This window comes from Sporosarcina limicola, assembly GCF_014873855.1.
In the GTDB taxonomy this organism is placed as follows: Bacteria; Bacillota; Bacilli; order Bacillales_A; family Planococcaceae; genus Sporosarcina; species Sporosarcina limicola.
The window spans coordinates 1-15,320 of record NZ_JADBEL010000024.1 but is presented as its reverse complement, the minus strand read 5'-3'; the positions used below and the strand labels follow the sequence as shown (position 1 = coordinate 15,320).

General features: G+C 32.4%; 13 protein-coding genes. 10 read left to right on the top strand and 3 right to left on the bottom strand.

The window, feature by feature from the left end; translation table 11 throughout:
* The first annotated feature begins 2 nt into the window (after positions 1–2).
* The 4 genes from H4683_RS16620 to H4683_RS16605 are packed head-to-tail and all read left to right on the top strand — an operon-like array spanning position 3 to position 6,265.
* Complete coding sequence (locus H4683_RS16620) at positions 3–2,957, top strand: hypothetical protein (protein ID WP_192599957.1); 2,955 nt, start codon at positions 3–5, stop codon at positions 2,955–2,957.
* Between the two features lie 6 nt (positions 2,958–2,963).
* On the top strand, positions 2,964–4,664 hold the full coding sequence (locus tag H4683_RS16615; protein WP_192599956.1) for a tyrosine-type recombinase/integrase: 1,701 nt from the start codon (positions 2,964–2,966) through the stop codon (positions 4,662–4,664).
* Positions 4,657–5,397, top strand: coding sequence for a hypothetical protein (locus tag H4683_RS16610; RefSeq protein WP_192599955.1), 741 nt, complete (start codon positions 4,657–4,659; stop codon positions 5,395–5,397). Before H4683_RS16615 ends, H4683_RS16610 begins: the two co-directional genes overlap by 8 nt.
* A gap of 19 nt (positions 5,398–5,416) precedes the next feature.
* On the top strand, positions 5,417–6,265 hold the full coding sequence (locus tag H4683_RS16605; protein WP_192599954.1) for a hypothetical protein: 849 nt from the start codon (positions 5,417–5,419) through the stop codon (positions 6,263–6,265).
* A 60-nt stretch (positions 6,266–6,325) separates the two neighbouring features.
* On the opposite strand, the gene H4683_RS16600 is transcribed toward H4683_RS16605, so the two are convergent.
* Positions 6,326–6,859 carry a hypothetical protein gene (locus H4683_RS16600; RefSeq protein WP_192599953.1) on the bottom strand — a complete coding sequence of 178 codons (534 nt, stop codon included), beginning with the start codon at positions 6,857–6,859 and terminating at the stop codon, positions 6,326–6,328.
* Positions 6,860–7,003: 144 nt separating this feature from the next.
* Here H4683_RS16600 and H4683_RS16595 point away from each other — a divergent pair, with 144 nt between their 5' ends.
* The 3 genes from H4683_RS16595 to H4683_RS16585 all read left to right on the top strand — a co-directional run bounded on the left by H4683_RS16595 (position 7,004) and on the right by H4683_RS16585 (position 8,464).
* Entirely contained in the window at positions 7,004–7,237 is a 234-nt protein-coding gene (locus tag H4683_RS16595; protein WP_192599952.1) for a helix-turn-helix domain-containing protein, read from the top strand.
* 144 nt (positions 7,238–7,381) lie between these two features.
* Positions 7,382–7,789 carry a hypothetical protein gene (locus tag H4683_RS16590; protein ID WP_192599951.1) on the top strand — a complete coding sequence of 136 codons (408 nt, stop codon included), beginning with the start codon at positions 7,382–7,384 and terminating at the stop codon, positions 7,787–7,789.
* A 123-nt stretch (positions 7,790–7,912) separates the two neighbouring features.
* Positions 7,913–8,464, top strand: coding sequence for a hypothetical protein (locus tag H4683_RS16585; RefSeq protein WP_192599950.1), 552 nt, complete (start codon positions 7,913–7,915; stop codon positions 8,462–8,464).
* A 159-nt stretch (positions 8,465–8,623) separates the two neighbouring features.
* Here H4683_RS16585 and H4683_RS16580 read toward each other — a convergent pair whose 3' ends face one another.
* Both H4683_RS16580 and H4683_RS16575 read right to left on the bottom strand, forming a co-directional pair.
* Complete coding sequence (locus H4683_RS16580; RefSeq protein ID WP_192599949.1) at positions 8,624–9,283, bottom strand: hypothetical protein; 660 nt, start codon at positions 9,281–9,283, stop codon at positions 8,624–8,626.
* Between the two features lie 913 nt (positions 9,284–10,196).
* Positions 10,197–12,356 (bottom strand): type IA DNA topoisomerase, encoded by a 2,160-nt coding sequence (locus H4683_RS16575; protein WP_192599948.1) that lies wholly within the window; start codon positions 12,354–12,356, stop codon positions 10,197–10,199.
* A 219-nt stretch (positions 12,357–12,575) separates the two neighbouring features.
* Here H4683_RS16575 and H4683_RS16570 point away from each other — a divergent pair, with 219 nt between their 5' ends.
* The 3 genes from H4683_RS16570 (at position 12,576) to H4683_RS16560 (ending at position 15,071) form a co-directional block, all read left to right on the top strand.
* Positions 12,576–13,439, top strand: a complete 864-nt coding sequence (locus tag H4683_RS16570) for a phosphoribosyltransferase-like protein (protein ID WP_192599947.1) — start codon at positions 12,576–12,578, stop codon at positions 13,437–13,439.
* 1 nt (position 13,440) lies between these two features.
* Positions 13,441–13,761, top strand: a complete 321-nt coding sequence (locus H4683_RS16565; protein WP_192599946.1) for a hypothetical protein — start codon at positions 13,441–13,443, stop codon at positions 13,759–13,761.
* Positions 13,762–14,030: 269 nt separating this feature from the next.
* A complete protein-coding gene (locus H4683_RS16560) occupies positions 14,031–15,071 on the top strand; it encodes a retron St85 family RNA-directed DNA polymerase (RefSeq protein WP_192599945.1) in 1,041 nt (346 codons plus the stop codon).
* Positions 15,072–15,320: the final 249 nt, after the last annotated feature.

The window sequence follows — 15,320 nt, the reverse complement described above, 5'->3', positions numbered from 1 at the left end:
TAATGGATGTGGAACTTATTCCCAGATATTTGATAGCTAAAAAATTGAATATAACATACTTGAGAAAGATAGAGAACATCATTCTTGAATACGGTTTAAAGCCTATAAAAACAGATTCTCGTGGAATTCAATACTTTGAGGAGAAGGACTTTGTCTTCTTACAGAATACACAAACAGAGCTCTACAATTACTTCGCTGAAAACTACCTTACCTATGATGAGTGTGAAAAGGAGGGGATGGATTCTTTTCACATAGCAACAATAGCTTCGAAAGAATTGCCTGAACTAATAAGAATTAATAAGTTTTATTCTAAACGACTTGTTTACGAGAAAACTGCTGCTCAAAAATTGATAGATACATTAGAAAAAAGGGGGAATTTTCTTAACATCACTCAAATTTCAAAGCTATTAGGCGTAAGGTATCAGTTTACAAATACGATTTTAGAAGAATGGGATATTATCGCAAAAGACAAAAGTTTGGGTAAATATTATGACCCTAAAGACATTGATTATTTGTTGCAAATACAAGCAGAGCGTTTTAAATATTTTACGGGAAATTTTTACACGGCAAAAGAAATCGAAGCACTAGGTGTAACATCTTATAGGGATTATTTTAAAGAAATAAAGGGAGAAAACATAGATTCTATTGCCAAAATCGACAGACTTAAAAATCTCCGAGTTGTTTATCCAAAGGAAAAGGTCCATAAATTTTTAGCGAAACAACCAGAAATTGAAGAAGAAAAGAGAAGAGTAAGCAAAGAAAAAGAATTAATGAGGGAAGAAAGGAAAAAGAAGAAAAGAGAAAAAGAAAATATAAAGGAAAAACATCTCACCTTTCAATCTGAAGCTTTAGATAGTGTTGGATGCTTGCGGGATGAAATTATAGAGAAGCTACAGGTAAACTTTACGGATAAAGAATTAAAGGAAATATTAGATGAGCACAAAATAGCTTTTCTTTGTCTTTCCGGTAAAGTTGTTGGTATTTACAATAAACAAGATATAAATATTTTAATAGAAAGTCAATCCAAGCAATATCAGTATTTCGCTGCAACCTATTATACGCTTTATGAGGTTAAAGACATGGGAATTAGTAGTGAAAACTTGGTGAAGAAAAAAGTACCTACCCTAGTGAAACTAAAGAGGTTTGAAAAAAAGGTATTAGGATACGGAATAAAATCTGCTCAAGAAAAACTGGAAGTTAAAAATATCAATTCGCTAAAAGATAATATAATCGAAAAGCATTTTTCAGATCCTTATAATGCTTATAAAACTATTTTGAAACAATTAGAAATTAGGTTTTCGGAAAAAGCAGTTCTTACGGATAAGTATTGGAAAGCTTATGTGAAAAACTTTCTTTATACTTCTACAGGCAGTGTGACCACAGTTAAAAAGAATATTAAGAGATTCGTGTCTTTAACTGAATTGCTCATTTCTGTAACTAAGGAAAAAGAAATATTTGCATTTTCGGCTAAGGAATTAAACTTGCTATTGTTCAGTGAAAAGTTGTTTTTAGGTTATCGAGAATTTCTATTTACATTTATAAATAAAGTAAATGAAAGTCTACCGCAAAAGATTATTAACGTGGAGTTGTTAAATAACCCCTATGCAGAGAAAAGGGGAAAGAGAAAATTAAAAACGACTAAAGAAATATATACAACTAATGAATTTGTTGATCTTTTAGATTATGTATGTAATACGGATCTACATATAAAGCGTTCCCTAAAGGATATCAACAATTATTTTAAAGGAGAAAGAATACACAAGAAGTATGATTCAACGTGGCTATATATATTACTACACATGAATAATGGTTGGAGAAGTTCGGATATTAGTACCTTCCCAAGAATTGACTTATCGATGATAGGTATTGGAAGCTTAAAAGATTACAGTGAAAGTACATTATCAATTGATGATGCCCAAAAAATTATTAACCAAGTGCGGACTAAAATGCCTTTTATTCATTCGAAAAATCAACAAAAGCGTTATTTCTTTTGTTCAGAGGAATTGGTATACCCTTTGGCAAATGCTATCTTACTCTGTGAATTAAGAACAAGAGAATTTAGTCCAGACAATGCTTCCATAATAGATTTTAAAAATGCGAGACAAGAACTACTTGCTTCGGCACACGACAATTTTTTCGTGAACTTTCACAACAAGGAATTTAAGTTTGCTTCTTTAAAAATGAACAGAACACTTATTACATTCATGACTAATATCGTGAAGGAGAAAACGGGTAGAAATCCATTAGAAATCAGTAAGTTTATACGTAATCATTCTGATATAGATACTACAAATATTTATGTTGAAATTCCTACAGAACATCTTGATATATTGACGGAGCAATTATTCGATACTGGATACTTTGGGTATACGTATGAATTGTTAGCCACCGTTTTGTTAAATAAATCGGGTAGTTCAGATGCAAGAGAGATTCAAACGATTGAAATAGTTAAGGAAGTTTTTGGTGATATATACAAGATTGAGAACCTTTCAGGCTATATAAACTTGATAAAACATGAAAGCCGGGCGCTGGGTGATTATTTGAATGAACAGAGTGTTGATGAAATTAGTAAGAAATTGAACTTGATACACTTAGGACAACTCCCAAGTAAAGAAGCCTATTACCAATGTCTCTATGGCGAATGTATATTTTCTGAACGAGATTGTAGCAAATGCCCTTTTTCGATTCCGCATTTTCATGTTCTTTCTTTATTGGGAGAAAAGATTAATAAAAGAATATCGGAATATAAAATCGCGATAAACGGTGGAGTTAAAGGGGAAAAGGTAAGAGCAGCCAACCTACTATTTTCAGAGTTATTATTGCTTAAACAAGCAAAAGATAGATTTGGAGAAGAAGTAATCAGTGAATTCATTGATGTTGACTACAATGATTTGCTGTTAGAAATACAAAGTCTTGATAATCCCTACAAATATATGTCGATTACTAAAAAGGATTGATAAGTTGTGTTGAATATAGACTATGAAGAATTAGATATCCTAGATTTAACAAACGAAGAAGTTTTCGATTTTGAAGATACTGTAGAACAAGCGAAAGAAACGCTACTGAATTATAAAGAAGAAAGTAAAGAGTCGGAAGTAGAGTTTACTAGCAATCATTGGAAGTTGTACGATAATGGCAGAGATGGTCACTGCCATATATTCTTCGAGGAGTTTGAAAATTTAAGTAGTTCTGAGAACGGAAAGTTGAAATCTGATATCGTGAAATGTTGGATAGCATCCTTAATTCAAAAAAACTTGTCAGTGAAAAGTATTCAAAAGTATTCAAAAAGAATTAATCAAATAATAGAAATCTCTTCATTTTTTGATTCAAATAAAATTAAACAAACTAAAGACTTCATTAAGGTTATGGGCAACAGACAGAAAACCGATTATACAAGAACTGCAATAAATTTCATTGATTATTATCAGGAAATGGATTCCAAAGGTATATATACGAAAGAACTTTGGGAAATAAAAAATCAAAGTGATTATGAACTAGGTATTAGAGAGCTCCCAAGCTCCCAAGATATACTTAAATTTTCCCTAGTAGTTGAGGACTTTTTTCAACCCGAAATGTCTGAACTGGATTATTTGAAATACTACCCTGTTTATTTATGGTGGAAACTTACAACGATTATTCCGTTAAGAATATCTGAATTCTGTAATATAGACAGAAACGGGTTAAGGAATAATGATAGCGATTATTATATAAAACTTCCTAGAAAAAAACTTAATAATCGTAGAGTCCAAATTCTTGACGAAATTTACATCCCGAATAGCTTGGCAAATAATATCCTTGAATACGTGCAGAGAACAGATAAATATGGGGATTCAAAAACACTTATTTCCTATAGGTCTATTCCAAGGCAAGTGGACATTAGTAATACACTCAAGCACGATATAGAAATATTTAATTATAGGAATATGGCCCATGTATTATATATGTTCTATCAAGAAGTTGTTTTTGGGAAGTACAAATATAAATATTATGGGGAGAACGTGAAGGTCAATGAAAAAGCGACTGTAGAAAGTGTTACCAATGTTATTAATAGGCAAATACGACTGAATGATACACGCCACTTTGCCTTTTTAAATCTAATTACTTTAGGATACCACCCTACCGAGATAGCGCGATTAGGAGGGCATTCATCTATTTATTCACAATATCATTACCACCAGCATTTAGAGTACTGGGTCGATTCAGAAGTTATGGAATTGATGCTTAGCTTCAACTATAAACGAAATTTTAGGGAGGAAAATAGTACAGCAGATTTTGATAGTAAGAAGTTCAAGGAAAAGTTTATTTTGAAGCCGTCCACTACATCTACCAAGATACCTTTGAAAGTCGGATATTGCACAGATCCTGATCAATTATGCAAAGTTGACGAATGTTACTTTTGTGAGTCTTGGCGAATTGAATTTGAAGATTATAAAAGGCATACAGCAGAGATACATTCAAAAATAGTGAAAAGTGAACAGGAAGTTGAGAGCTTAATAAAGAATTTAAGAAACTTATATTACATTGGGATAGGTGAATATAAGACACCCGAGTATAGCGAAACCAGTACAATTTTTAATAAAAAACTTACCGAGAATGCAAAGCAGCTTAGAGCCTCCTTGTTCAAGCTAGCAAGCTTAAAGGAAAGAGTGAATAGCTATGAGTAAACGGGGTAGAAAACCAAAAGAGTATCCCAAAGAAGCCATTGACGCAGTAATATATGACTTTATCCAAGAAAATAAAAGTACCGGAACCTTAAAATATATGGATGTATTTCGTCACAGCAAAAAGATGCACGAACTTGGATCATGTGAATATTTGTTTAGTGAAGATTTTTGGCGAAAATCAGGTAGACAAGGTCGGGAAGCAATTGACCAGGCCAATAAAGTGTATGAGTATTCGTCCGATAACTCACAAAAGACCAGCAGAATTAAGATTGTTGATACGGTAGATGCAGTAAATAAATTATTCGACGGGACTTCTAAGAATAAAGAAAAACTAATTGGTGCTCTAATTATGAATGAGAATAAACTGAAGGAAATTATTAAGAGTAATGATGATTTGCAATTGAAGCTGGAAGCTCAGAATGAAGTAACCATTGAATTAAAACAAGATATAAATGCATTAAAGTCAAGGTTAGAGGAATACGAAGTCTTATTCTTTCAATGGCTGGATGCAAGTAGTGACGATAATGTACCATTAGTTAACCTTGTAAGGACAGGAAAGACACGCAGTAAGGTTGTAGACAAACTATTTGAGACAATGTTTACTGAAGCCCCTTTACAGGGGTACGAGGAATTTGAGCGCTTTAGAACAAAGAAAAAGACGTCAAGTTCTCCGAAGGAAAAGATAATCGAATTCAAGCCGCAAAACACATTAATAGATGACTTAGAATTGTAGAAAGCCGAGGGGTTGTAATATGGGAGACGATGAAAATCCATTTGAGAAATTTAAATTATCAATAGAAATGGAACGATTGATCGAATATCAGAAACAGATGGCAAGGGCTGTCATGCCGATGGTTGAATTACAAGAAAAAATAGTCGAATCTATGAAGCCTATTTTTGAAATGAATACAAGGATTAAAGAATTATTTGAGCCATTAGCAAATATCGATTGGAGGGCGTTAAGTGATGCAGCTGCCGAAAGGATTAAATATACTGATGGGCAGCTTAAAGAGTACGGAGAATTATTATGGTGTTTAGACATTGAGACTCTTGCAGTGGTGGAGGAAAAGCAAGTGGGAATTGAAGACCTTCCAAAGCATATTAAGGAAAGTCTTCCGGAATATATTGAAGAAGTTCTTGGTGATCCGATGTTTGCACTTCATTCAAGCTTAATTAAGGAAACGTATGCTGCATATAACTCAGGTTATTATAAGCTATGTATTTTTCCTCTATTCGCCGTGTTTGAACATATTATTAACTCTTGGTTTGATGGTAATATTCAAGGAGAATCAATACTAATTACGAAAAGGCCTCAAGGGAGACGATATCACACTAAAATAAACAAATTAGTCGATGGTGATAAAGGCAATGAGCTAAATGCATATATTAAAGTGTTTGCTTTTTCAGTGTTGAGAGTATACTTGAAAACATTTGAGACATTTGGAGATGAACCGAATAAGGAACTAAATCGCCATTCGGTAGCGCATGGATTTCACGATTACGATTCCATAACCGAGACTGATGTATTAAAGTTATTCCAATTATTAAAAGCCACTACGATTTTGTCATATATAACAGTTGAGGATATAAATACGCAATAATCAGGAGTTGTAGTATATTGTATAGTTAAAATATTTCCTTAGAGTAGGAGATATAATAGCCTAGTCTTTATTGCTTTCGTGTTGCTCAAGTACTCTCTTTCCTGAAATTAAGATTTTATTGTAGTCTGTGTTGGAAATCAGCCTATTTATTAATTCTAGTTTACCGAGGCTTATATAGGTTTTTTTCAAGTTTAGGTTTTCATTCTTTTTATAAATGCTGTCAATGAAGTCACAAAACTCAACAACAGTTTCTTTGAATAATATATCTACAAAGTCATCATTTAGAAATAAATAATCTCTACCGCAATTGAATGATTTATCTTTAGACTTTAATTCCAGGTTTGTGTCAATCACCTTCTTTAAATAGTAATAAAAGGAATCCAAGTCTTTGCATTTTTTTAAAGAAGTGATTGTAAAGGCGCTAAATTCTGATGTATCAAATTTATACAGGGATATGTAATAAATATACAAGTCTTCAATTTCAGATAGGATTTTCTTAGTTATCAATGCTTGAATGCTTTCACTTGCCGTAAAGTATTCTTTTAGTTGACTTGGTAATTTTGAATCGTTTACAAAAGTTTCTATCTCACTCATGTTTTCTACCCCATTTCATTATCCAATTGTAGTTTTATATTACAGATAGTGTAGCATATCAGGCCCTTCTTTGCAGACTATAGTCCGTGGACTGAACACCACATTTCTCTGAGTATAGAGAAAAAGAGTGTGGTGCTATAGTGGATGGAAATAGAAGAGGTTTTTGGGAAAGTACTTAGAGAAATTAGATTAGAAAAGAAGTTTTCACAGGAAGAGTTAGCACATATTTGCGGTTTAGATCGTACATACATCAGCTTAATGGAGAGAGGAAAGAGAAAGCCGACCATAAATACTATTTTTGCTTTGGCTTCGGGTCTGAATGTATTGCCAAGTTCACTTGTATTAGCAACTGAAAGCATATTTGATTTGGAAAGTTGATAAGCATTAAATGTGGTTGTTCATACATTATTTTCATTTCTGATAGTAGAGGATATACTCCATCAGAATATAGTAACAGACGGCACTGGTGCTATCCATTAAAGTTGAAATCATATAAATTAATGAAATGGAGAATGATCATTAATGGCTGTTAATAACATGGACTCAAAGATTACATCGGCCTATTATGATATGTTATCTTTGAAAAGGTTTCTTCTAAGAGTTCAAAAAGAACCGTTTTTTAATGAAATAATCTCTTATTCAGTTTTAAGGGATAGTTGCCTAGTGATTTTTGAAATCTATAAAACTATAATTAAAGACATTGAGATCCTTCCAATAGAAATAAAAGAAATAAGAAACGGTATTAAACTGTATCGTAATGGTGCAAATGATAAAATATTCGAAGAAATAATTGGGATACACGTGGATAATTATAAATCATACACAGATAATGTAGGGTTCTATTTAAAAGATGGCGATATGATGGGAAGCACAATATACGTTGAGTATTTGATTCGTAGATTACAATATTTGAAGGAAACTAACGACTAGGGAAAACCAGAAATTTATAATCTCTCTGTTCAGATAGGCACAATTCTTCAAGCGCTGATTGAAGCTATTGAAAGTAGCTTTCAAGAGGTTCTTCCATCATTAAAAGTACGCTCAGAGTATTCTTTGTCAGAACAAGGCAACGCAATTTGTAAGGATATTAATCATTCAAAAATATTCGATGGAGAAGTTTCGGATAATGTGTTTAAGTATAGATTAATATTAATATTACAAGAAGCAGCTACTATCAAATGGGGGTATGAAGATTACTATTTAAGAGTGGATAACCCTGATGAATTAGATGAATATTTTCTTTATCGCTATACGCTAATAAAAATTGACAGCATCATGGACGCTGTTGAGAATTTAAATGATTTTTATCCTGCTCAATTTACAGAATTGGATAGACATAGCAATGATCAATTTTCGAATTTGTTGTATGAATATAAAAAGGATAATTTTGAATCTGTTGCTGAATTAAGAAATACTATTCACTATGATGATAACAAAAACTTCTATGATTATTTTCTTGAAATAGAAACATACATTGATTTTAGATATATTTTAGCTTTAAACAAAAAGCTATTTACAATAATTAATTCGTTTTTAAAGATAGAAAGTATCCCCGAGACCTCACTGAATGATTTATATAGTGGTTGGCTTAGTGATAGGGAATAATTTGTATTTGTATCTCATGATCAAACATTCATAAATAATGTAGCAGATCTACAATACACTATTCACGCTGGAAAAATTGAATCAATTGCAATTTCAAGTTAATTTTAAAAAGAAAGCCGCTGAGATTGTCTCAGCGGCTTATTGCCATCCCATTTCTCTTTAACTGTACATTGGAGCAACAGTAGAGCATTTCTGCCACAATACATCTAAATTCCCTTTGTCGCTATTTCCGCCACAGATATGCTCACATTTCATTATATTAAACTCGATTCCATCATTATAAAACACATGAATATCTTCGCTTTTTGTAATAGTATTATACTTTCCAATTAAATAATATATATAATCTTTACCTTTACAAACGAATGTTGTTACAGGGTTACCATCTGTGCCACTACTATTATTGTAGGCAGCTATAGTTTTACCCATTTCTCGGAAATTACTTATCATGACTTCATACACAATGTGGAAATCCTCGTTATGAGCTCCAATAGCACTCACTCGATTATCAACTCGTACTACATCAACTTTTTTATTTTCTATCTGCCATAATAAATTTTTCAAAATAATTTCTTTCGTCCAGATAAATGGTAACTTCATCTCTTCGCCATACTCCTCTTGTATAGCACGTTGTATAGAGTCGCTCCAAGTGTTTTGTTCCGCTTCCCTATATTCAACTGCTTTCCTGAACGTTGTGACAGCTCTAAGATCCAAAGCTTGATGTTTTTCTATTAATCCGTACTTTTGGATCTCCATCCTAAATTGATCAATTGTCCCTCTTTTTTGATTGGTTAGCTCCATTATTTCATCTACTGTCATCTTCAATCATCTCCTCTAATTCGAGTCTAATCATACATCTTAAGTCTGATTGTAGTCCGATTGATGTTCGGTGTCAAGGGGACAGTTCAACCTTGTTCAAAACGCGTTGGTTTATACGATTAAACTTTTTTATAAAAACTGGGGATGATGCTGCCCGCATTTTTAGATTTTGATCAAACTTTATTCCAAACCAACAAAAGGATCAAGTTCAAAAATTACATGGCAATCTTTTTTGGTGATATCTGATTGAAATATGCGCGAATATTAATCAAGTTATTAGCTATCACAGGGATTTCGTTCACAATTATTTCTATCATTTAAACTTTTGAAGTTTTTATACTGGGGATGGTGAAACCATGATGTTAGTCTAAGTAAAAAGAGTCCGAAGCCCCTTGATATAAAGGAGTTTCGGACTCTTTCATTCATCCATGATGACAATTCAAATATACTTTCAGTGGTGTATCCAGACAACTTTATCAGTCAGAAAAATCTGTTACTTTTATACTTAATTCGCTTTTCTTCTCATATTCGAAACTTGTTCAAATCGTTTTTACGATGGCGTTCCAGTTACAATAAAATGGATTTATCCGATTATCATCACGCGCTTTATAAAGTAGAGTGGGTATCTTCATAGGTTTCGAAATAAATCCACAAAAAATAAATGGGCGTTACATACATAATCCCTATTTGCTGTTGAATCTATTTTATTAAATTTTGTCTTATTTAGAAACTACCGCACTCACAAAAAGCACCTCTCATTTGTTTATAATTATACTTATTGTAATCTAACTTGAATTCATCATATTATATGTTGAATAGAAAAGGCGAGTCTAGAATGAATACTGCTAATCCCATATCCCCTGTGTTAAAAGTTGGACTTTTGGACACATTAAATAGTTGACGTTATTTGTAATCACTCTTTATTGAATTCCATCTTCCAACTGAAATATTCGTTATCCTGATTTTTTTCATACCTCATATTAGCATCAAACCTATTCCCCTTTTTACTAGTTAATCCTTTAACTGTTACTACGCCATTCTTCAAAAGTATTTTCACCATTGTTTTAGTTGGTTTTTTCTTCATAGTCGCTAAAAATTTATCATTCTTCCAAATAACATATTTACAGCCACTTCTCCAGTTACTGCAACCATATCCTTTAGTCCCTTCAATTACTCCGTGACCACAAAGGGGACACTTACCCAATACTTCATGCTTCTTTTCTTTTTGTTGAATCTCATTAATAATTGTACTTTTTTCATTTTTTATTCTACCGACAGCATTAGTCGTAAATTCATAAATCAAGTTAAGAAAATCTTCCCTAGAAACTTTCTGTTTTTCTATATCAGATAATGTTTTTTCCAACCGCCCAGTAAACTCCAAATCAAACAACTCTTTAATTGGAAAGGTTTCTACGAGTTTATATCCAAGTTCCGTGCACATTAAACTTTTACTTTGCCCTGTAATATAGCCGACATCTTTTAGTTTTTTAATTGTCTCAGCTCTTGTCGCAGGTGTACCAATGCTATAACCACTTAAAATGGCAGCCATCATTTCTTCACTGTCTTCATCCTTATAACCTTTTCCGCATGTTTCCATCACTCTCAGTAATGTTTTTTCAGTATGGTATTTAGGTGGCTTTGTAACATGTGAAGTTAGATCGTGATTTAGAATACTTACAATGTCATTAATATTAACAAGTGGTAGGAGTATGTCCTTTGAGTCAATCTTCTCGACTTTTTTCCAGCCTTCGACTAACTGTACGCGTCCCTTAGAGACGAAATGACCTTTTATCTCATGACTATTAATTTTAGTGATTATTTTTGTCTCTTCATGTTCTGCAATGGGCATGAATTGCATGATGAAACGATTTTTTATTGCGGCATAAACCATTTGCTCATCACTTGTTAAGCTCTTTGGAATTAAATATGTTGGTATGATGGCGCTGTGGCTTTCGACTTTTGTATTGTCGAAAACACGTTTTAACTTGGCAAACTTAATTTCCTTCTCGTAGGATAAATCTTTTTTCAATTTTTCCAGTACCTTAGCAGATTTTTCTACCAGACTTTCCTCTAATACAACGCTGGCCGTTCTTGGATACGTAATGTATTTCTTTTCATAAAGCGATTGTGCTACCTTTAAAACTTTATCAGATGTCCATCCTTTGTATTTGCTTGTAATATAACCTTGTAAATTTGAAAGATTAAACAAGTACGGAGGATACTCTCTTTTTCGTTCAACTTGTTTGTCGTTGATAGATGCAGATTGATTTGACAGCGCTTGTTCAATTCGTTCAAGTATTTCCTTAGATCCGAACTTATCTATATCATTTTCAAAATATGTTCCGTTGTATTCTTTTTCATCTTTAGTTTTAAATGTGGCTTCAAGTTTAAAGAAATCCTTTGGCACAAAATTCTCTATTTCCTTATCTCGATCATAAATAACTTTTAAGGTCGGCATTAATACCCGTCCAATATTTAGGGCTTGTCCCGAGCCTTTCTGATACTGCAATGTTGCCACTGATGTTAAGTTGATGCCAATTACCCAATCAGCCCATTGCCGGCTAATACCAGCATCCAGAAGGGGTCTCATTTCAATATTAGGCTTTATGTTTTGAAGCCCCTTTAATACTTCTTCGGGTGTCCATTCATTTTGTAGAAGTCGATACACTTTCTTCTGTGTCTTGAGATTGTAAATAATCGTATCACCAATAATTTGACCTTCTCTATCAAAATCACAGGCTGAAATAATCATATCTACATCATTTCGTTTCATTAAGCTATAAATAATCTTCAGCTGCTTTTTAGCACCGGAATCTTCTTTTCCTCGATTTCGTGGATCACCCTTAACCTTATATCGAAAGTTAGTTGGAATGAAAGGGAAGTTCTCTAGGTTCCATCTCGCCATTTTTTCATCGTAATCCTTTGCATCGTAGAGCTGAAGTAAATGTCCAAACGCCCAAGTAATGATATATCCATTTCCTTCAAAGTAGCCATCTTTTCTGTTTTTGATATTTAAAGCATCTGCAATATTTTTCGCGACAGAAGGCTTTTCGGTGATAATTAAATTAAGCATATTGTGCCTCCTATAAAAAGTAATTCCGTTTACTATGAAGTGAATGTAACCACTGAAGAAATTAATTTTAAAAATGAAATATTAAGTAAAGTACAGTATACTAAAGAAAGTAGATTGAATATACTTTCAGGCATTACTCTTTAATATAGGTTCAAAACAATAAAGAATTCATATGAAAAGTTACAAAAAATATAGAAGAAGCGAGCATAGAAAGTATATATGAATAGGAAATTAAAGAAAGAACTTAAACTAGAAACATTTTTAAAACTACGTGAAATATTTAACAAGAAGGATTGGGAAATTGAAGATGATGATTCAAATGAAATGAGTCTTTTTAATAGATTTAGCAGTTTATTGTCTGAGTTATCACTTGAAGAACAAAATTTGACACTAGAACTTACAGAAAGATTTACCAAAATTGATTTCGATGATTATATGACACATATTAAAAAGGCAATTGCCAAATTTATATCAGAGGGCTCTATTGATATGACAAAAATAACAAGAATACATATTGCACCTTTAATTTCTCCAGAGGATTTTGGTAAATCAAAAAGTTCCACTATGGTCCATTACTTATTCAAAGGTAGTATAAGATATATAAATCATATCGGAAATAAAAAACTTTATTACACGGATGATTTGAATATTGATTACAATCAAATTAATAAAGAAGGAAATATTTTAATCGTAGTAGATGATTTTATTGGTACAGGAGAAACGGCTTGCTCGGCAATTGATTATTTAATTGATGAAAAAAATGTGATCAAGGAAAAAATTGTTGTAATTTCAATTGCATCTTTAGAACAAGGAATTCAATTGTTGTCTGAAAAAGGGATTTATCATTACTCGTCAGTTGTTTTTAATAAAGGAATCACTGATTATTGTTCAACAAAAGAAGAGTTGGATTACAAACTGGAAATTATGGATTCTATTGAAACGAAGATTAAAGCGCATAAAAATGAGAGGTTAGGCTATAATAAATCAGAAGCACTTATAACTCTAATAAGAACACCCAATAACACATTTCCTTTATTTTGGAAGGAGAAAGGGGCTAGGGTTGCACCATTCCCAAGAAACTAAAATGGAAAAAGATGATTATATTTTACTTTTGAAAATAATTGGAAACAACGGAAATTTGGAAAGTTTACACAAGCATGGTTATCAATATTCTCAAATAGCGAAATACGTTTCTGAAGTTATAGAAAAAGGGTACGTACAACATACAGAAGAAAATGGTTTTGTTTTAACTAGTAGTGGACAAGATGTTTTGTTATTATATAATAGAGAATTAAAGCGAAAGAATACAGAAATGATAATAAGTCCTCAAAAAGAATATGTATTAAAAGAAGTTTTTTCAAGGTATGATATATACTTCCCTAAAAAGATTAAAGACTTAGATTAGTTCAATTAGACTTAAAGTGGTTTAACCACGCGTTTGGCGAGTCGCCAAGCGAAGAAGAACCTTACTTACAAGCCTGGTGTTAATAGCTTCGTCTGTTCGCCTGGAGGCTCTCATCCAAAGCTATTAACACACTACGGCTGGCGCCTTCGTGGCATGTTCTTGTCATTAAAGCAATAAACCAAGAGCAGCTTTAATGACAAGAACATGGACAGATAATAATATTGAATTGGTAATTAGAACTAACTAAGTTGATAAAGGTGAGTTTGATTATGAATTGGGAAGTATATCGAGATAATTTTTATTCTTCTGCAAAAACAAAGGGTTATAAAGAAAATTATATAAATCGTTGTCTGGAATACTCAAAAATTCTGTTTGATCAAAAGTTGCCTATAATTTATGATCAAAAACATTTGTCGTTATTAATCGGCTACCAAGAGATCTATTTGATAAAAGTATCCAACTCGCAGGAACCATTTTACAGGGAATTTAAAATACCTAAAAAAAATAAGAATGAATTTAGAAAAATACATGAGCCTTTGCCTAATTTGAAAAATATTCAACGTTGGATATTAGAAGAAATTTTAAATATATTGGAGCCAAGTCCATATTCAAAAGGATTTAGGAAAGGTTATTCAATAAAGGATAATGCAAGATTTCATAAAAAACAAAAAAAAGTATTAAGTATTGATATTGAAAATTATTTTGGTTCAATTAGCTATGATATGGTCTATTCGTTTTTCAGAAATTTAGGGTATTCTAAGCAAGTTAGCGTGATGCTTGCAAATCTATGTGTTCTAGAGGGGCGTTTACCACAAGGTAGCCCTACAAGCCCTATGTTATCTAATTTAATTACTAAACGGCTTGATAATAGGATAGGTGGCTATGCCAAAAAACGAGGAATAAGATATACAAGGTATGCTGATGACCTTACTTTTTCTGGAGATTTTAACGAGGGTGCTCTCATAAACTTTGTAAAGAACGTATTTGAATCCGAGGGGTTTGTAATAAACGAGAAAAAAACTAGGGTACGTCTACAGTCTCAACAACAAGAAGTGACTGGAATAGTCGTAAACGAAAAGATGCAGGCTTCTAGAAAATATCGCAGAGAGTTTAGAACGAAAATGTTTTTTATTAAAAAGTATGGGTTGGACTCTCATCTTGATTATGTCGAAGAAGAAAAAAAGATTGAATATGTATATCATCTTTTGGGGACGGCAAATTTTATTGTGAATGTAAACCCGAACGATTTGGAAACAAGAGAGCACTATATTTACTTGAAAGAATTGTTGTCTGATCTAAAAAAGAGTTGAATATCCAAAGTTAATAAGTATTTCGAGTCACCCCCTATTTGTTACTTTTAAGTAGTAATTAGGGGGTTTTTAATAATTTGCAATTACTATTTTTATAGTTTTAGATAATTCATTCATATGATTCTTCAAGTGTCATTTGCAAATACTTATAAATTGATTACAGCCAATGAAATGTACCACTCGTGACATGTTTTTTACCACCAAGTGACATAGATTGTACCAGTGAGTGACAAAGCCCTTACCACTTCA